Annotated in this window: 15 protein-coding genes and 1 pseudogene; 3 read left to right on the top strand and 13 right to left on the bottom strand. The window is 35.4% G+C overall.

From position 1 onward, the window contains the following. Nucleotides 1-22: 22 nt before the first annotated feature. The 13 genes and pseudogenes from LU301_RS05890 to tkt form a co-directional block, all read right to left on the bottom strand. The gene (locus LU301_RS05890; protein WP_305273813.1) at nt 23-1,189 is read right to left on the bottom strand and encodes an ATP phosphoribosyltransferase regulatory subunit; all 1,167 of its coding nucleotides are present in this window, start codon (nt 1,187-1,189) and stop codon (nt 23-25) included. A gap of 193 nt (nt 1,190-1,382) precedes the next feature. After that, complete coding sequence (locus LU301_RS05885; RefSeq protein ID WP_305273811.1) at nt 1,383-2,081, bottom strand: putative quorum-sensing-regulated virulence factor; 699 nt, start codon at nt 2,079-2,081, stop codon at nt 1,383-1,385. Nucleotides 2,082-2,257: 176 nt separating this feature from the next. Then, nucleotides 2,258-3,250, bottom strand: a complete 993-nt coding sequence (locus tag LU301_RS05880; RefSeq protein WP_305273809.1) for an adenosine kinase — start codon at nt 3,248-3,250, stop codon at nt 2,258-2,260. A gap of 106 nt (nt 3,251-3,356) precedes the next feature. After that, nucleotides 3,357-3,749, bottom strand: a pseudogene (gene vapC, locus LU301_RS12075) (type II toxin-antitoxin system tRNA(fMet)-specific endonuclease VapC). A gap of 16 nt (nt 3,750-3,765) precedes the next feature. After that, nucleotides 3,766-4,035, bottom strand: a complete 270-nt coding sequence (locus LU301_RS05865; protein ID WP_305273803.1) for a hypothetical protein — start codon at nt 4,033-4,035, stop codon at nt 3,766-3,768. A gap of 84 nt (nt 4,036-4,119) precedes the next feature. After that, complete coding sequence (gene groL / locus LU301_RS05860; RefSeq protein WP_305273801.1) at nt 4,120-5,754, bottom strand: chaperonin GroEL; 1,635 nt, start codon at nt 5,752-5,754, stop codon at nt 4,120-4,122. 170 nt (nt 5,755-5,924) lie between these two features. Next, nucleotides 5,925-6,215: a co-chaperone GroES gene (locus LU301_RS05855; RefSeq protein WP_305273799.1), complete on the bottom strand. Its 291-nt coding sequence runs from the start codon at nt 6,213-6,215 to the stop codon at nt 5,925-5,927. 168 nt (nt 6,216-6,383) lie between these two features. Then, entirely contained in the window at nt 6,384-7,382 is a 999-nt protein-coding gene (locus LU301_RS05850; protein WP_305273796.1) for an adenosine deaminase, read from the bottom strand. Nucleotides 7,383-7,410: 28 nt separating this feature from the next. After that, nucleotides 7,411-8,724: an NCS2 family permease gene (locus LU301_RS05845; protein ID WP_305273794.1), complete on the bottom strand. Its 1,314-nt coding sequence runs from the start codon at nt 8,722-8,724 to the stop codon at nt 7,411-7,413. Nucleotides 8,725-8,937: 213 nt separating this feature from the next. Continuing rightward, nucleotides 8,938-10,218 (bottom strand): serine--tRNA ligase, encoded by a 1,281-nt coding sequence (gene serS / locus LU301_RS05840; protein WP_305273792.1) that lies wholly within the window; start codon nt 10,216-10,218, stop codon nt 8,938-8,940. A gap of 272 nt (nt 10,219-10,490) precedes the next feature. Next, nucleotides 10,491-10,715 carry a hypothetical protein gene (locus LU301_RS05835; protein ID WP_305273790.1) on the bottom strand — a complete coding sequence of 75 codons (225 nt, stop codon included), beginning with the start codon at nt 10,713-10,715 and terminating at the stop codon, nt 10,491-10,493. Nucleotides 10,716-10,730: 15 nt separating this feature from the next. Continuing rightward, on the bottom strand, nt 10,731-11,819 hold the full coding sequence (locus LU301_RS05830; protein WP_305273788.1) for a competence protein CoiA family protein: 1,089 nt from the start codon (nt 11,817-11,819) through the stop codon (nt 10,731-10,733). Between the two features lie 74 nt (nt 11,820-11,893). Further along, entirely contained in the window at nt 11,894-13,912 is a 2,019-nt protein-coding gene (tkt, locus tag LU301_RS05825; protein ID WP_305273786.1) for a transketolase, read from the bottom strand. Between the two features lie 280 nt (nt 13,913-14,192). Here tkt and trpB point away from each other — a divergent pair, with 280 nt between their 5' ends. From trpB to LU301_RS05810, 3 genes are all read left to right on the top strand, one after another. Next, nucleotides 14,193-15,398, top strand: coding sequence for a tryptophan synthase subunit beta (gene trpB, locus LU301_RS05820; RefSeq protein ID WP_370692247.1), 1,206 nt, complete (start codon nt 14,193-14,195; stop codon nt 15,396-15,398). 171 nt (nt 15,399-15,569) lie between these two features. Then, nucleotides 15,570-16,316, top strand: a complete 747-nt coding sequence (locus tag LU301_RS05815; protein WP_305273782.1) for a type III pantothenate kinase — start codon at nt 15,570-15,572, stop codon at nt 16,314-16,316. A 67-nt stretch (nt 16,317-16,383) separates the two neighbouring features. Then, entirely contained in the window at nt 16,384-18,279 is a 1,896-nt protein-coding gene (locus LU301_RS05810; protein WP_305273780.1) for a DNA primase, read from the top strand. Nucleotides 18,280-18,433: the final 154 nt, after the last annotated feature.

The raw sequence follows: 18,433 nt of genomic DNA, 5'->3' as shown, positions 1-18,433 counted from the left end.
TATCACGCTAAAATTTAATTCATTACAAATTAACAATTCGCCATTGTCCATCAACCAATTTAAATTGTTGAGTCGCATATGGAATTGAACTTAAATCATCATCTGCCAATAATTGCACCACACTACGCCCTTGACTTCTTGCTTGCTGAATGGCTTTTTGTAATGCAACATCATGTGAAGCAGGTGCAACGATAGTTTCAACTTGTTGAAATTGTCCCGTACATAAAGTATATAAATCACAACTAAAACCTGTTGCAGGTCTTGCACGCCCAAAATGTTCACCAATACCATCATAACGTCCACCTTGTGCTAAAGCGACTGCACGATGTGGTGCATAAACTGCATACACTAAACCTGTGTGATAGTGATAACTACGCAACTCTACAACATCTATACCAATATGTACATTTTCCCAACGCAATTGAATTTGTTGTTTCGTTTTTAACAAATCATCAAGTGCTGAGCTAAAGGCTTTATCTTGTAAAATTGCTGATGATAAATGCTGTTGCAATTCGCCTAAATCAGTTGCATATCGTCCTAAATGATAAAAATCCTGCCCATGTGGCAAATGTTGTGTAAACTCAGCCAACTCTGGCAATGATTTACGTTGATAAATATTAGAAAGCTGACGTTCTTGTGCTTTAGTTAAACCCGCTAAACGTACCATGCTACGGAACAACCCAACATGACCTAAATCTAAATGTAATTGGTCAGCGACATTGGCTTGCTCAATTAAACCTAGCATCACATCAATCATTTCAATATCAGCAGAAATACTACGATGTCCATATAACTCTGCACCTAATTGTAAAGGTGAACGTGTAGTATTAAAACCTTGTGGTTTAGTATGTAGCACCGTACCTGCATAGCAATAACGTGCCACACCATTAACAGGATAAACATGTGCATCGATACGAGCAACCTGCGGTGTGATATCAGCACGCACACCAATTAATCGACCTGATAATTGGTCAATTAATTTAAAGGTCACTAAATCTAAATCTTGTCCAGATTCTGACAATGATGATAATGACTCGATATACTCAATCATTGGTGTATAAACCAACTGATAACCTCGAGTCGCAAGGAAATCTAAACTTTTTCGCCGTAAATTTTCAACGACTTGAGCTTGTTCTGGTAGTACATCAGCTACACCATCTGGTAATAGCCATGTTTCTAAAATAGGCATATCTCAACCCTAATTTTGGTCTTGATGTGGTTAATCTCGGTCTTATGTAGTACATAAAATGCCATCTACATAAAAAAATCGGGAACACACCCGACTTGTTCGGATTGTAACATGATTTTTAACATTTAACCAGTTAAAATCAACTTACATTCACATTTTATATGCTTTTTTAAGCAAATAGTCAATATTTTGCTTACAAATTTTGCAGAACTTGACGTAAACGACTATCTAAATCATCTTTAGATAATAACCAATCAACATAATCTTTGGGTAAATCGGTCAATGCTGTGCCTTTGTATTTACCAAAATGAATTGTCGTTGGAATGAGTGCTTGCTCTGAAATTTGATATAACTCTTCTATATTATTCACTTGCAATTCTTTTAACATATGCATTAATACATTTGCAGTTAAAATAATATCTGCATCAGCACGATGAGCATTTTTCAGCATTTGACGTGCTTTTTCACTACCTTTAGAAACATAATACACCAAAGCTGACATATTATATGCTTCTAAATTTTTCCATACCTGACGTGCTAATGCTAAGGTACAAATTGATTTTAAGGGTTGAATATCAATGCCACAACGTGCAATAGCATTCATATCATATTCAATATTATGTCCAATGATATATTGTGTCTCAATTGGTAATTTAAAACTACGATAGTCAGGCTGATTGATTAAATCACTTTCTAAAATATGATGTACTGCCATAGAACCATAGCTAATTTTCTCGCCAACTTGAAAATACTGGTCAAAAATTTGTTCTTTATCCAATACTAATGTTCCCTGTACAATATCAACAGGTGCATAAGCAATTTCAATTGGCAAACCATTTAAATCATGCGTTTCAGTATCCAAAATAATGGCACGAGCATTAATTGATGTCATTAAATATTCCAAGCATTATAATCAATAAGATAGTCTAAATAATCTTAGTATGATTTTCAACATATCATATGATTGATTTGATGTAGGGTGAGTACTAATTCACCCATAAAAATGATATTAGCTGAATATTATCAATAAGTTATTAAAATATTGACAATAATGAAATCTAGTAAAAATTAAGCAAATTGCTGTTGTAAAGCCTGATATTGCTCTACGCTTAATCTTGCTCCATAATTTGCTACCACTTCACTTGAAATAAGTACTGCTAAACGTCCTGCAGTTTGTACATCTTGCCCTTGTTGTAAAGCATATAAGAATGCACCTGCAAAAGCATCTCCTGCACCATTCGCATCAACCGCAGTAACCGCACGTCCTGCTACTTGTACAATCTCTTTTGCTGTACCAATTATTGCACCTTGTTCACTTAACGTAATGACGACCATTTGACTGATGTTTAATAATGCTGTCATTGCATCTTGTACATTTAAGGTTTGTGTGTACATCATGGCTTCATGTTGATTACAGAATAATAAATCAATACCATCGCCAATCAACTCATCTAAACCTTCACGAGCATATTGTACCATCGCAGGGTCAGATAACGTTAATGCAATTTTTACACCATGTTCTCGGGCTACCTGACGAGCTTGTACCACCGCATGACGTGCTGATGAACTGGTTGATAAATAACCTTCAATATATAACCATTTGGCTTGCTCTAAACGTTTATAATTCACCTGTGCAACTGATAAATCAGAACTTACCCCTAAATAAGTTTGCATCGTACGCTCTGCATCAGCACTTACCATCACTAAACAAGTCCCTGTTGTACCATCATCGGCAATGGCCAAGTCGCCTGTATGTACATTAGCATGACCTAAACCACGCAAATAAGATTGTCCTAATTCGCCAATGCCTACACGGCAAGCATAATACACTGCACCACCTAACGCACTATATGCCACACAAGTATTGGCAGCCGAACCACCACTGGTTTGTCCTTGATAGTCTTGCGAACCTTTTAAATCAGCATATAAATGGGCTTGTTGTTCCGCATCAGCAAGTTGCATTGTACCTTTTTGTAAATTGTGTTTTGTTAAAAACGTATCATCAATTTTAAACTCTTGATCAACCAACGCATTACCAATGGCAAATAAATCAATGTGCATGGCATATTCCTATAAATTTTTAAAACATTATCCTAATTTTATCATCAATATAGTGTGAATGGTAGAGAATAATGTATGTTAAATGATAAATTTAACGACACTAAAATCAGATTGTCCAATCTTCATATTTTAAATTTTGCACACGTTTAAATTCATCAATATTATTGGTAATTAACGTGAGATTTTCTGCAACAGCATGAGATGCAATCAACATATCCATTGAACCAATCACTTGTCCTTTTCTCTCCAAATCTGCTCGTATATTTGCATAATGGGTAGAGATATGATTATCCCAATTTAAAATTTAAATATGATGTAAAAATTGATGAACTTCTCTATATAATCGTGTCGCATTTGGATTTTTAGCAAGACCATACAGTAATTCAGCTTGAGTAATGACTGAAATACATAATTGTATCGATGAAACCGATTTTAATTTTTGCTCCAATATTGAATGATTTACTTTGAGTATAAAGCTCACAATATTCGTATCAAGCATATACTGAATTGTCATTTCAATGCTCTTCAAATAAAGTACGATGTTCTAAAATAGGTTGTTGTCTATTCATTAAAAAATCATCAGGTACGGCAGAAGGATTACGTTGATTTAAATAATCCTGCCAAGTCGTATCAGCAATTTTAGGTTCAGTCATCACTAAACTTTCTAATAATTTCGCAGTCATATATTGTGTGGCTAATTCTTTGAGCAAAGTTTCATTAAACACACCTTTATTTTTGGCTTGTTGTACAAAATGTTCAGGTAAATGAATGGTTAATGTGGTCATCATTTTAATCCTAATAAAAATGCCATTAAACAATAGTCTAATGGCATTTTAAATTAAAGTAAAGCGTGATGTTTTCTTTAGAAATTACATCATTCCGCCCATACCACCCATTCCGCCCATGTCTGGAGTCGCTGGTTTGTCTTCAGGAATATCAGTAATCATCGCTTCAGTCGTAAGCATTAAACCTGCTACTGATGCAGCGTGTTCAAGTGCAGAACGTGTTACTTTTGCAGGGTCTAAGATACCCATTTCAAGCATATCGCCATATTCGCCAGTTGCGGCATTGTAACCGTAGTTACCTTGACCTTGTTTAACTGCATTTACCACAACAGATGGCTCATCACCTGCATTCGCAACGATTTGACGTAATGGAGCTTCAATCGCACGACGTAAAATGTTGATACCAATCGTTTGGTCATCATTTGCACCTTTTAAGCCGTCAAGTGCAGAAATCGCACGCACTAATGCAACACCACCACCTGCAACAACGCCTTCTTCTACTGCGGCACGAGTTGCGTGTAATGCGTCATCAACACGGTCTTTTTTCTCTTTCATTTCAACTTCAGTCGCTGCACCGATTTTGATGACAGCTACACCGCCCGCTAATTTCGCAACACGCTCTTGTAATTTTTCACGGTCGTAGTCAGACGTTGTTTCTTCGATTTGTGCACGGATTTGTTGTACACGTTCAGCGATTTGTTCAGCGTTACCAGCACCATCAACAATCACAGTATTTTCTTTAGATACAGTAACTTTATGTGCTGTACCTAAATCTTGTAAAGTCGTTTGTTCTAAAGACAAACCAACTTCTTCAGAAATCACGGTTGCACCAGTTAAAATCGCAATATCTTGTAACATTGCTTTACGGCGATCACCAAAGCCTGGTGCTTTCACTGCACATACTTTGATAATACCACGCATATTGTTTACTACTAAAGTTGCTAAAGCTTCACCTTCTACATCTTCAGCGATAATCAATAATGGCTTACCAGTTTTTGCAACCGCTTCTAATACAGTGATTAACTCACGGATATTGCTGATTTTTTTATCAACTAATAAGATATATGGATTATCTAACTCTGCAGTTAAAGTATCTTGTTTGTTGGCAAAATATGGGCTGATATAACCACGGTCAAATTGCATACCTTCAACCACATCTAAGGCATCTTCAAAACCAGAACCTTCTTCAACGGTAATTACGCCTTCTTTGCCAACTTTTTCCATCGCTTGAGCAATCAATTTACCGACAGTATGGTCAGAGTTTGCAGAAATCGAACCAACTTGCTCAATCGCTTTAAAATCGTTTGCAGGTTGAGCATTGGCACGAATGCTTTCTACTACTGCTTTTACAGCGATGTCGATACCACGTTTTAAATCCATTGGGTTCATACCTGCAGTTACAGATTTGATTCCTTCATTTAAAATCGCTTGAGCTAACACAGTTGCAGTCGTTGTACCATCACCTGCAACATCATTGGTTTTTGATGATACTTCACGCACCAATTGAGCGCCCATATTTTCAAATTTGTCTTGTAGCGTGATTTCTTTAGCAACCGTTACACCATCTTTAGTAATATGTGGTGCACCATAAGAGCGGTCAATAACAACATTACGACCTTTAGGACCTAAAGTAACTTTCACTGCATCGGCAAGTACGTTTACACCAGCAATCATTTTTGCACGAGCATTATCACCAAATTTTACGTCTTTAGCTGACATGATATTCTCCAAATATTTTAAATTTTAATGTAAGTTACATCATTCTCAACTTAACTTCATCACTTATTGATATGATTTACATTATTTCATTTTGTACGGGCGGAAAATCTTCCGCCCCTACAGCAAATCAATAGCTTAAAAGGGGTTGAAAATGGAGTTGTAATTTAGAATTAACCTTCAAGAACCGCTAAAATGTCAGATTCTTTCATGATTAACAATTCTTCGCCATCAACTTTTACAGTCGTACCAGCGTATTGACCAAATAATACTTTATCGCCGACTTTTACATCTAAAGCACGCACGCCATTGTCAGTAATTTGACCATTACCTACTGCTTGTACCACACCTTGAGATGGTTTTTCAGCCGCTGAACCCGGTAATAAAATACCACCAGCAGTTTTAGTTTCTTCTTCAACACGTTTAATCACGACACGGTCGTGTAAAGGACGAATTTTGCTCATTTTAAAGCTCCAAAATAAAATATATGTTTTGATGTGATACTTTTTGGGGATAAAAATAATCTATTCAAGGGAAAATTTAAAATATTTTAAAATTATTGTTTTTATTGATGATATTTTAGGCATTTAAAACAAAACAAGTAGGATTATTACCCTACTTGTTGTTTATTTTTATAATGCTTGGATTTGCTCAATCCATTTTTGTTTTAGTTCATCAGCAATAAACGAAGCTTTAAATGAATTAATCGCTAATTGTTTTAATTCATCAGCAGTCATATTTAAAGCTTGCTCAATAGCAATAAAATTTTCATTCATGTAGCCACCAAAATAAGCTGGGTCATCAGAATTTGCTGTTACACAAACACCACGTTGCAACATACGACGAATATTATGCTTTGACATATCATCAACAACGCATAATTTTAAATTGCTTAATGGACAAACAGTTAAAGGAATTTGTTCATCAATTAAACGTTGCATCAATTTCTCATCTTCTTCTGAACGCACACCATGGTCAATACGTTGTACTTTTAATAAATCCAATGCTTGCCATACATAATCTGGTGAACCTTCTTCACCTGCATGTGCGACCAATAAAAAGCCTAATTCTTTTGCTTTCGCAAACACACGCTTAAATTTTTCTGGTGGATTACCTACTTCACTCGAATCTAAGCCCACCGCAATAATTTTATCTTTAAATGGCAAGGCTAATTCTAAAGTTTCAAATGCACTTTCTTCACTTAAATGGCGTAAGAAACACATAATTAACTGTGATGTAATACCCCATTTTTGCTCTGCATCTTGGCAAGCACGATAAATACCATTAAAAAAAGTTTCAAAAGCGATACCACGTTGCGTATGTGTTTGTGGGTCAAAAAAGATTTCTGTATGCACTACATAATCTTCAGCACATTTTGCAAAATAAGCTAAAGTCAAATCATAAAAATCCTGTTCATGAATAAGAACATTCGCCCCTGCATAATAAATGTCTAAAAAAGACTGTAAATTATGAAAATGATAGGCTTGTTTAACGTCTTCCACACTTTTGTATGGAACTTGAATTTGATTACGTTGTGCAATGGCAAACATCAATTCAGGTTCAAATGTCCCTTCAATATGCAAATGTAATTCTGCTTTTGGTAAACGTTGAATTAATTCTAAATTAGTCATTTTATCTACTCTTTAAATAAAGTATCATTTATCCGCCATAAACAGCGAATTTGATTGCCCATAAAATCGCAATAATCCATACCATATACGGTACGGTTTTCGCCTTACCAGTACATAATTTAATTAATGCATAACTGATAAAGCCCATCGCAATACCATCAGCAATTGAATAGGTTAATGGCATAAATACCATCGTCAAAAATGCAGGTGCAGCTTCAGTCATATCGTCCCAATCAATATGAATAACGCCATGAATCATTAAAATTGCAATATATAATAACGCAGGTGCAACCGCAAAACTTGGGATTGATTGTGCCAAAGGTGCTAACACCAAACAACATAAAAATAGTACCGCAACCACAACTGCTGTTAAACCAGTACGTCCACCCGCTGCCACACCTGAAGCCGATTCAATATAAGGCGTTGTTGATGATGTACCTAAAGCAGCTCCTGCAACAATCGCTGTTGAATCGGCGAATAAAGCACGTTTTAAACGTGGTAATTTGCCATCTTGTAACAAGCCTGCACGATGTGAAACACCGACCAAAGTGCCTGTACTATCAAATAAATCGACTAAGAAAAATACGAAAATGATACCTATCATACTTGCAGTAAATAAACCTTCAAAGTTCATTTGCATAAAAGTCGGTGCAATTGACGGTATTGCACCAAAAATACCTTTGAAATCATTATGTCCTGTTAAAGTAGATAGAAACGTTACTATTAAAATACTTAGGATAATACCACCTGTAGTTTTAAAATGATGAAAAATAACCATCAAAATAAAACCTAAAAAGGCATAAAGTACACTTGCTTGTTTTAAATCACCCATTTGCACCAAAACAAATTGATTACCTACTACAATTCCAGCTTTTTGCAAAGCAATAAATGCTAAAAATAAGCCAATACCACCGCCAATAGCAAGTTTTAATGACATAGGAATCGCATTGACAATCTGTTCACGAATTTTAAATAAACTAATCGCAAAAAATACCAATCCTGATACAAAAACGGCGGCTAATGCCGTCTGCCATGGGACTGCCATTGCCCCTAAACATACCGAGGCAAAATAGGCATTTAAGCCCATACCAGGAGCTAAGGCAATCGGATAATTGGCAAATAGACCCATTACTAAACAGCCTATGGCTGCTGCTAAACAGGTTGCAACAAATACCGCACCATAATCCATCCCTGTTTCAGATAAAATAATGGGATTGATAATCACAATATAGCACATCGTTAAAAAGGTGGTTAAACCTGCAATTAATTCAGTACTAAGATTGGTTTGATGTTGATTGAGTTTAAATATTCGTTCTAAAAAATTGGTTTGTGGCACAGACATGGAGATAACCTACAAAAGATAAGAATAAAAAACCTATATTTATGAACATCTTTCTGTTACCGTTTATTCAATATAGGTTTGTTATATCATTTTAGCTTTAAAGTACGCTAAAACAGTAAGGGCGAAATATGTTCCGCCCTTACCATAAATCAATCACTTATAATCAGTCTGAAATGATATATTTCAACGATATTATAACAATTTTCTAGCTATTTACTCAACACATTTAATTTGCGTTTGCCCACCCATGTAAGGCTGCAATACCGTTGGAATATTAATTGAACCATCAGCCTGCTGATAATTTTCCATCACTGCCAATAATGTGCGACCAACCGCTAAACCAGAACCATTTAAAGTATGCACCAATTCTGTTTTTTTCGCATCAACACGATAACGTGCTTTCATACGGCGTGCTTGGAAATCACCCATATTTGAACAACTAGAAATCTCACGATATGTATTTTGACTTGGTACCCATACTTCTAAATCATAAGTCTTGCTTGCACCAAAACCCATATCACCACCACATAATACAATTTTACGATACGGCAATTCTAAGGCTTGTAAAATTGCTTCAGCATGATTGGTTAATTCTTCAAGAGCTTGCATTGAGTGTTCTGGTTTAACAATTTGTACCATTTCCACTTTATCAAATTGATGTTGGCGAATTAAACCACGTGTATCACGACCATAAGCCCCCGCTTCACTACGGAAACATGGCGTATGTGCAGTAAATTTTAAAGGCAATTGCTGTTCATCAATAATACTATCACGCACAAAATTAGTTACAGGCACTTCAGCTGTTGGAATTAAATAATATTCCTTTTCGCCTTGTAATTTAAACAAATCTTCTTCAAATTTTGGTAATTGCCCTGTGCCACGCAAGCTATCTGCATTCACTAAATAAGGTACATAAACTTCAGTATAACCATGTTTAAGTGTGTGCGTATCAAGCATAAATTGTGTTAATGCACGTTGTAAACGTGCCAATTGCCCTTGCAATACACTAAAACGTGAACCTGTCAATTTACTTGCTGTTTCAAAATCTAAGCCGTGTAATTGTTCGCCTAAATCGGTATGGTCTTTAATATCAAAGTCAAACTGACGTGGCGTACCCCAGCGTAAAATTTCCACATTATCATTTTCATCTTGACCTTCAGGTACACTTTCATCAGGTAAATTTGGAATGCTTAATGAACGTTGCTCAATTTCTGCTTGTAAGTTTGATAAATCATTTTCAGCTTGCTTTAATTCATCGCTAATGGCTTGCATACGAGCCATCAATTCAGTCGTATCTGCACCTGATTTTTTCAGTTGTCCAACTTGTTTTGCACCAGCATTACGTTCAGCTTGTAAATTTTCGGTATGTTGCTGTAATTGTTTACGGCGATTTTCAAGCTCTATCCATTGTTCAGCATCAAGTTGAATACCTCGTTTAGCCAAAGCACGATTTACTTGTTCAATATTATTGCGTAATAATTTAGGGTCAATCATAAGTCATCAAGAATTGATTTAAAAAGATAGTAAAAGTTTAAATCTTTTTATGATAAATAACAAGTTTTAACGCAAAAATCGTATATTTTACTCGTGATTTTTCTCATTTTTAATGCTAAATATAAGTTGAATACATCTAAAAAGTCTGTGCCATTGCAAAAATCAAATTATCTTATTTTATCCATCATAAGGCGATATTATCATATTTCTAAATTAGTTAATCAATAAATGTTTGATTTCGTCATATTTGGGGAAAACCGTATCCAAAAGCATTAGTCAAGCTCCCAATCATTATCCAATGGCGTGCTGTCGTCAATAATTTTAACCGAGCCTTGCAATAATGGATTGGCTTTGCGTTTTGGTTTGGAGCGTTCGTTTTGTTCGGTTTCTCGTTTGATAAAAATCACATCAAAATTGCCCATTACAGCCAACTCCGCAGGCACAGGAATTTCCTTTGTATTTTTCGGATAATTAAATTTATAAGTAATCACTTTCATTTTACTCTCCACTATTTACTCAACGAACACCCAATTATTTAAATTTGGAATGATACTTTTGATAGAATTTTCGATTTCTTTATTACAATCAATTTCTATATAATCAAATGACTTACACTCATATTCATAAATATTACCAAGCTTTTGTTCACAATAATAACAACTATTCAATCCATCTACTATTTTTCCTGAATTCATTAATTTTAATATATTTTCATTATAAATATACTCTTTTAAAAATGTATATTTACAGCCTATACCTAGTTGCTTTCTATCTACAAATAATGAATAAATTTGTTTATTTTTAATACTAATAAAAATCTGAAACCCCAATATAAAATGAGTAAATTTACGACAAAATTGACAACAAACTTTTGAATATTTTATAGAAATAGAAGCTTTACTTTTATGGCTCTTTGGATGTTGTATATTTCCCTTAAGCAAGTGCTTTATAAAATCAGAAATTTCAATAGATAATAATTTTGGATCTATATTTAATATATCTCCAATGTCTATAACGTCAATGACTTCAAAGAATTTTTTGTTCTCATCATCTTTATTTAATCTTATTGTAAAAATGGGGAGCTTCTTTTCCCTCATATCAGAAAACTCACGAAAACCATAATTAAAAAGAGAATTACCACAACTTTTAGGCATTAAATAAACAAATTGCGTATTTCCATTCTCTAACCTAACTTGATTATGTTTTTCATAATATTCTTTCCAGTTTGTAAAATCTTTACTATTTAAACGAATATCAAAATAAATTTTAACTTTATCATTAAAAACCATAATGTCAGCAATATAATCTAGTTCACTTTCGTGATAAACTTGATAATTCCAACCAATTTCCTGAACAGATTTGATAATCGTATAAACTAAATACATATACTCAGAACTCTTATCCTTAAAAGCACAACCAACCCTAGCTTTATGAGCAAAAAATTGTGTGCCATAAGCACTGGTCTTGGGAACAACATCAGCACCACAGCAAATCATTGTCAGCTTTTTTGAGCGATAATTTTCTTTTAATTCTTGCCACTCATTAGCAGAATATCCAATACTATCAATACGTTCTCCATCTAATAAACATACAAAAGGCATATATGCTACCCCCATATAAAAATGGCATTATATCTCTATAATACCATTTTTATTTTTTAAATACAATTAAAGCATTACATCACTTCTTTAACCGCATTCACCACATTTTCCACCGTAAAGCCAAAATGTTTAAATAAATCTTTGGCAGGAGCGGATTCGCCAAAGGAAGTCATTCCAATCACTTTACCGTCCAAACCAACAAATTTGTACCAATAATCGGCAATACCCGCTTCTACCACCACTCTGGCACGAATATGGCTTGGCAAGACACTTTGGATATAAGCCTTGTCTTGTTTGACAAAAACTTCAGCACACGGCATAGACACCACACGCACGCCATCAAGCCCTTGTTCCAAAAGTGTCTGATACGCCCCCATTGCCAATTCAACTTCCGACCCTGTGGCAATAATAATCGCCTTTAAGTCGCCTTTTTCTTGTGCCAAAATATAAGCCCCTTTGGCAATATCAGCAATTTGATTCTCATCACGGCTTTGGAATGGTAAATTTTGACGAGATAAAATTAAAGCAGTTGGTGTGTTTTTGCTTAAAATCGCTTGTTTCCACGCCACAGCAGTTTCTACTGTATCACACGGACGCCAAGTATAATGATTTGGCGTTTGGCGTAAAGACGCAATTTGCTCCACAGGCTGATGGGTAGGTCCATCTTCGCCAAGCCCAATAGAATCGTGGGTATAAACTTGAATCACTCGCTGTTTCATCAAGGCTGACATACGCACGGCGTTACGAGCGTATTCCATAAACATCAAAAAGGTTGCGGTAAATGGAATAAAACCACCGTGCAACGCCACACCATTGGCAATCGCCGTCATACCAAATTCACGCACACCATAATGAACATAATTACCATCGCTATGGTTTTGTACGCCTTTGGCATCTTTCCATAAGGTTAAATTTGACCCTGCAAGGTCGGCACTTCCGCCCAAAAATTCAGGCAAAATGCTCGCAAATGCCCCAATGGTATTTTGACTTGCCTTACGAGTGGCAATGGTTTCGCCTTTTTCATTGCAAGCTTTAATAAATTCATCGGCTTTTTGTTCAAAATCGCTTGGCAATTCACCATTTAAACGGCGTTCCAATTCTTTTGCCAATTCTGGATATTCGTTTTTATAATTGGCAAATTGTGCATTCCATTCGTTTTCCAAAGCTTGCCCTTTGTCTTTGGCATTCCACGCCTCATAAATCTCGCTAGGAATGTCAAAGGCTTCATTTTGCCAACCCAAAGTTTCACGCACAAGTTTAATTTCGTCATTACCCAGTGGAGCCCCGTGGCAATCTTCTTTACCTTGTTTGTTGGGACTTCCTAGACCGATGATGGTTTTGCAAATAATCAGCGTAGGTTTATTTTTTTCATTTTGGGCAGACAATGTCGCCTGACGAATTTCATCGGCATTATGCCCATCTACTTTTAATACTTGCCAGTTGTAGGAAAGAAAGCGTTTTTCGGTATCGTCCGAGAACCAGCCTTCCACTTCACCATCAATGGAAATGCCATTATCATCATAATAAACAATGAGTTTACCCAAATTTAATGTTCCAGCCAGCGAGCAAACTTCGTGGCTAATACCCTCCATCAAGCAACCATCACCCAAAAAGCAATAAGTATAATGGTCAATCACATCAAAGTTTGGACGATTAAATTGTCCTGCTAAGGTTTTTTCCGCCAAAGCAAAACCCACCGCATTAGCAATGCCCTGCCCCAAAGGTCCTGTAGTGGTTTCAATGCCATCAGCATAGCCGTATTCTGGGTGTCCTGCGGTCTTTGAGTGTAACTGACGGAAATTTTTAATGTCGTCAATCGTCAAATCATAACCAGTTAAATGCAGTAAGGCGTAATGGAGCATTGAGCCGTGTCCGTTGGACAGCACAAAGCGATCACGGTTTGCCCATTTGGCGTTGGTTGGGTTGTGGCGATAAAATTCACGCCATACCACATCGGCAATGTCCGCCATTCCCATTGGGGCACCAGGGTGTCCAGAATTGGCTTTTTGTACTGCATCCATCGCCAAAACACGAATGGCGTTGGCAGTATGGCGTTGGTTTAAAGGAGGATTAAAAGTGGGTAAAGTGGTCATAAAATATTCCAAAACAAATTTAAAAATATCATAAAAATATACTGTTATATTGTCTTAGAAAATCAAGTCTAGGTAAAGAGTAAAAGTAGAATAATTACCGATTTTATACTATAAAAATGCTTTGTTATATCACATTTTCAACAAAATAACATTTTTCCGCAAATATTCAATCGATAAATATTGACTATTTAAATCATTGAAATGATTTACATCATTCTACACATTTTATAAAATGATGATAATTAAGATTTCATATTTTGGAGAAATGACGATGTCTGAAATTACTTATAGCTTAAATCATCATATCAAAGCAAATCAACAAGGCTTTTTTGGCGAATTTGGCGGTAAAATTGCACACCCAGCTCTTGCAAAAGCCATGCAGGAAATCGAAGATGGTTTCCATGCCATGATTGCCGATCCAAGTTTTTTACAACAAATTGAACAATTACAATTGCATTATGTCGGTCGTCCAAGTCCAATTTATCATGCACAGCGTTTATCAGCACATTTAGGTGGTGCTCAAATTTATTTTAAACGTGAAGATTTAAATCACACAGGTTCTCATAAAATCAATCATTGTTTAGGTGAAGTATTACTTGCTAAACGCTTAGGCAAAAAGAAAGTCATTGCTGAAACAGGGGCAGGACAACACGGCGTTGCCTTGGCTACAGCAGCGGCATTATTAGGCTTAGAATGCGAAATCCACATGGGTGTGGTCGATATTGCCAAAGAACACCCCAATGTATCTCGTATGAAAATTTTAGGTGCAACATTAGTGCCTGTAGAGCGTGGTGCAGGTACCCTTAAAGAAGCGGTAGATAGTGCTTTTGAATCGTATTTAACCCAATTAGATGACAGTATTTTTGCCATTGGTTCAGTGGTTGGTCCTGCACCTTATCCTGAAATGGTTGCCTATTTCCAATCTTTAATCGGACATGAAGCTCGTCAGCAATTCCAAATGATGACAGGAAAATTACCAGATGTCATTACTGCTTGTGTTGGCGGTGGTTCAAATGCTTTAGGTTTATTTAATGCATTCTTAGATGATAGTCATGTGCGTAAAGTCGGTGTTGAACCTGCAGGCGAAGGTTTAGACACACCACGTCATGCAGCGACTATGACTAAAGGCGTAAAAGGAGAAATTCAAGGCTTTAAATGCTATGTACTATTAGATGAAAATGGTGAGCCTGCTCCTGTACATTCAATTGCTTCTGGCTTGGATTATCCAGGGGTAGGACCGCAACATTGCTATTTAAAAGACCAAAATTTAGTGGAATATCAAACCGCAACTGACCAAGAATGTTTAGATGCCTTTATGATGTTATCTCGTATGGAAGGGATTATTCCTGCCTTAGAAAGCTCTCATGCTGTGGCTTTTGCCATTCGTGAAGCCCAAAATATGCGTCCTGACCAAGCAATTTTAGTTAATTTATCTGGACGTGGTGATAAAGATATTGATTTTGTAATTGAACGTTTAGCATTGTAATTTATCTCATCTTTAATAGTTAATTTAAATGTAAGGGCGGAAGATTTTCCGCTCCTACAACAGACAATGACTTAAATCATATCAATCATTTGCAAATTTAAGTTAAGCATAACGTTAATATTATAAAATCGTGTATAATAACAATACATCAAAGCTATCTTTTTTATCATTATGTATAAATATTTATTTTTAGATATTGGCAATACCCGTTTAAAATATTGGATGGTTGAACATCAGCAAGTGATTGAACATATTGCAGAATTACATTTACAATCGCCTGCCGATTTAATTTTAGGCTTAATTCATTATTTTAAATCACAAGATTTAGCACAAATTGCAATTTCATCAGTGCTTGATGTTGAAACCAATCAACGTATTCAATCTATTTTAAATCAGCTCAATATTCCTATTTATTTTGCCCAAGTTGAACATGAATATGCAGGGGTTAGATGCGGTTATCATGACCCTAAACAATTAGGTATTGACCGTTGGTTACAAGTTTTTGCCTGTGCAGAAATGGGTAAAAATTATTGTGTGGTGGGTTGTGGTACTGCCCTAACGATTGATTTAGTGGAGGATTTACAGCATTTAGGTGGTTATATTTTACCAAGTTTATATTTACAACGTGATGCCTTGATTCAAAATACTAAAGGCATTAAAATTCCTGCCATTGCTTTTGAAAATCTAAATGTAGGGAATAACACCTTAGATGCTGTTCATCATGGAATCTTATTTGGTTTAATTAGCACCATTCAAAATATCTTATCACAACGTCAAAGTGTAAATTATCAATTAGTTTTAACAGGCGGTGATGCAGAATTATTCTCACATTTTCTGACCGATTTTAATCCACGCATTGAGCCAGATTTACTACTCAAAGGTTTACAAAAATATTTATCACACCAAATGCAAGTTTAATTTTGCCATTTCTGATAATTTATTTTAAACTACAGCAAGTTTATTCATCTTCATCATCAGGCAACACATGGCAATTCCACAACATACCATAGACCAAATTTTAGACCGTACTGATTTAGTTGATTTAATTGGCAAATATGTCAAACTCAAAAAATCAGGGCGTTCTTATTCTGGTTGTTGTCCATTTCATCAAGAAAAAACACCATCATTTCATGTTTACCGTGATAAGCAGTATTATCATTGTTTTGGCTGTCAGGCGAATGGTAATGCAATTAAATTTTTAATGGAATATGAAAGCCGTTCATTTCCTGATGTAATGAAACAGTTAGCAAGTGAAACAGGTATTGATTTACCCAAAGATGATTTTGAACAGAAAAAAAGTGCCTATAAACGTAATCAAACAACAACCTATAAAAATTCATCTGTTGATAATAATACCATAGAATATCAACATTTACCTGCTGATGTACCATTGACTGAAGCAGATTATTTTGTAGATACAACACAGCATTTTAATGATAATTATTTTTTACCTGATGAAACTTTTATGCCATCTGCACAAGAAGAAGGTAATTTATACGATTTATTAGAATACATTACGCAATATTATCAACAACAATTATGGCATAATGCACAAGCACAGGCATATTTTAGTAAACGTGGTTTAAGCAAAGAAACTATTCAAGCATGGCGATTAGGCTATGCTCCTGATGGTTGGCAACATTTACAACAGACTTTTCCACAAGATATTGAGGGTTTAAAATTACTCGGTTTAATTCGTACCAGTAATAATGGGCGAGATTTTTGTTTATTAAGAGACCGTGTGATTTTCCCTATCCGTGATAGCAAAGGGCGTGTGGTTGGTTTTGGTGGACGAGCTTTAAATGATGAAACTAAGCCTAAATATATCAACTCGCCAGATTCAGATATTTTTCATAAAAATCAATTACTTTATGGTTTATATGAAGGCAGTAAACAAAAAGCGAAAGATTGGCTCATGGTTGAAGGCTACATGGACGTAATTGCCTTGCAACAAAATGGTATTCATGGTGCGGTAGCAACACTTGGCACAGCAAGTAATGCTGAACATTTATCACAATTATTTAAACGTAATCCACGTTTAACCTTAGCGTTTGATGGCGACCAAGCAGGTCAAAAAGCAGCACAACGCACATTGGAAATCGCTTTACCATTATTAACTGATGGACGAGAATTGCAATTTTTTGTACTGCCAGCCGAGCATGACCCTGATTCCCTAATTCGTCAATATGGTGTAGAACATTTCAAGCAATTATGGCAACAATCACCGTTATTATCGGATTTTTTGTTCTCTTTACTTAGCCAACACTATGATATTAGTACACCTGAAGGTAAAAGTTTAGTGATGGGTGATTTAAAGCCTTTAACCGATTTATTGCCTAAGTATAATTCTTTTAAATATCTTTTAACACAATCATTTAAAGAAAAATTAGGCTTAGCTTGGCGTTTTAATCGTAAAACCATTCAACAGCAAGATGCATCATTATCCTTTAATAGCCCAAGTTCAACCGAAGACCATGTGATTGCAATTTTAATCCAATATCCAAGTCTATATACACGTTTTGAAATGTTGCGTGCGGTAATTAATCCAAATCTATTATTGTCAGATATTTTGACCACGCTACATTATGTTTATGAACATTTACCAGATGATGCACAAGCACAAAGTTATTATATGCTCGGTGCTTGTGCCAATTATCAATATGAAATTAATCAAATTATCCAACGTGTTCCGCTGGCTTATTTACAAGATGGCGTAGAAAAAATTGACCGTTTAGCCCATGAATATAGTTTAACGTTACAAAGTAAATATTTGAAAGAACATTTAAAATCTGAACAAGCTAAGAATATCAAAACTTTAGCTTATTTGCGTGAACAATTAAATGTCATTCAAAAACAAATTTTGTTTAGAGATGAATTTTAAATACAGCAAATAAATACGCTCTCTGTACATAAAATCATTATACTTTCTCATTTTTTTGGTGTAAGATGTGGAAATTTTGATATTTATCTCCATAACAATTTGATATTAAAAGATTGGTACTCGTAAGGTGCATACTATGCACCCTACTTATTCT

It is taken from the genome of Moraxella sp. ZY210820, assembly GCF_030674635.1.
In the GTDB taxonomy this organism is placed as follows: Bacteria; Pseudomonadota; Gammaproteobacteria; order Pseudomonadales; family Moraxellaceae; genus Acinetobacter.
Note: the sequence above shows the minus strand (reverse complement) of the source record. Positions and strands in the feature narration are given on the sequence as shown.

What these genes read in the sequence shown, in the direction of transcription:
- LU301_RS05890 (WP_305273813.1), bottom strand. Translation starts at nt 1,189, where the DNA reads ATGCCTATTTTAGAAACATGGCTATTACCAGATGGTGTAGCTGATGTA.
- LU301_RS05885 (WP_305273811.1), bottom strand. Translation starts at nt 2,081, where the DNA reads ATGACATCAATTAATGCTCGTGCCATTATTTTGGATACTGAAACGCAT.
- LU301_RS05880 (WP_305273809.1), bottom strand. Translation starts at nt 3,250, where the DNA reads ATGCACATTGATTTATTTGCCATTGGTAATGCGTTGGTTGATCAAGAG.
- LU301_RS05865 (WP_305273803.1), bottom strand. Translation starts at nt 4,035, where the DNA reads ATGACCACATTAACCATTCATTTACCTGAACATTTTGTACAACAAGCC.
- groL (WP_305273801.1), bottom strand. Translation starts at nt 5,754, where the DNA reads ATGTCAGCTAAAGACGTAAAATTTGGTGATAATGCTCGTGCAAAAATG.
- LU301_RS05855 (WP_305273799.1), bottom strand. Translation starts at nt 6,215, where the DNA reads ATGAGCAAAATTCGTCCTTTACACGACCGTGTCGTGATTAAACGTGTT.
- LU301_RS05850 (WP_305273796.1), bottom strand. Translation starts at nt 7,382, where the DNA reads ATGACTAATTTAGAATTAATTCAACGTTTACCAAAAGCAGAATTACAT.
- LU301_RS05845 (WP_305273794.1), bottom strand. Translation starts at nt 8,724, where the DNA reads ATGTCTGTGCCACAAACCAATTTTTTAGAACGAATATTTAAACTCAAT.
- serS (WP_305273792.1), bottom strand. Translation starts at nt 10,218, where the DNA reads ATGATTGACCCTAAATTATTACGCAATAATATTGAACAAGTAAATCGT.
- LU301_RS05835 (WP_305273790.1), bottom strand. Translation starts at nt 10,715, where the DNA reads ATGAAAGTGATTACTTATAAATTTAATTATCCGAAAAATACAAAGGAA.
- LU301_RS05830 (WP_305273788.1), bottom strand. Translation starts at nt 11,819, where the DNA reads ATGCCTTTTGTATGTTTATTAGATGGAGAACGTATTGATAGTATTGGA.
- tkt (WP_305273786.1), bottom strand. Translation starts at nt 13,912, where the DNA reads ATGACCACTTTACCCACTTTTAATCCTCCTTTAAACCAACGCCATACT.
- LU301_RS05815 (WP_305273782.1), top strand. Translation starts at nt 15,570, where the DNA reads ATGTATAAATATTTATTTTTAGATATTGGCAATACCCGTTTAAAATAT.
- LU301_RS05810 (WP_305273780.1), top strand. Translation starts at nt 16,384, where the DNA reads ATGGCAATTCCACAACATACCATAGACCAAATTTTAGACCGTACTGAT.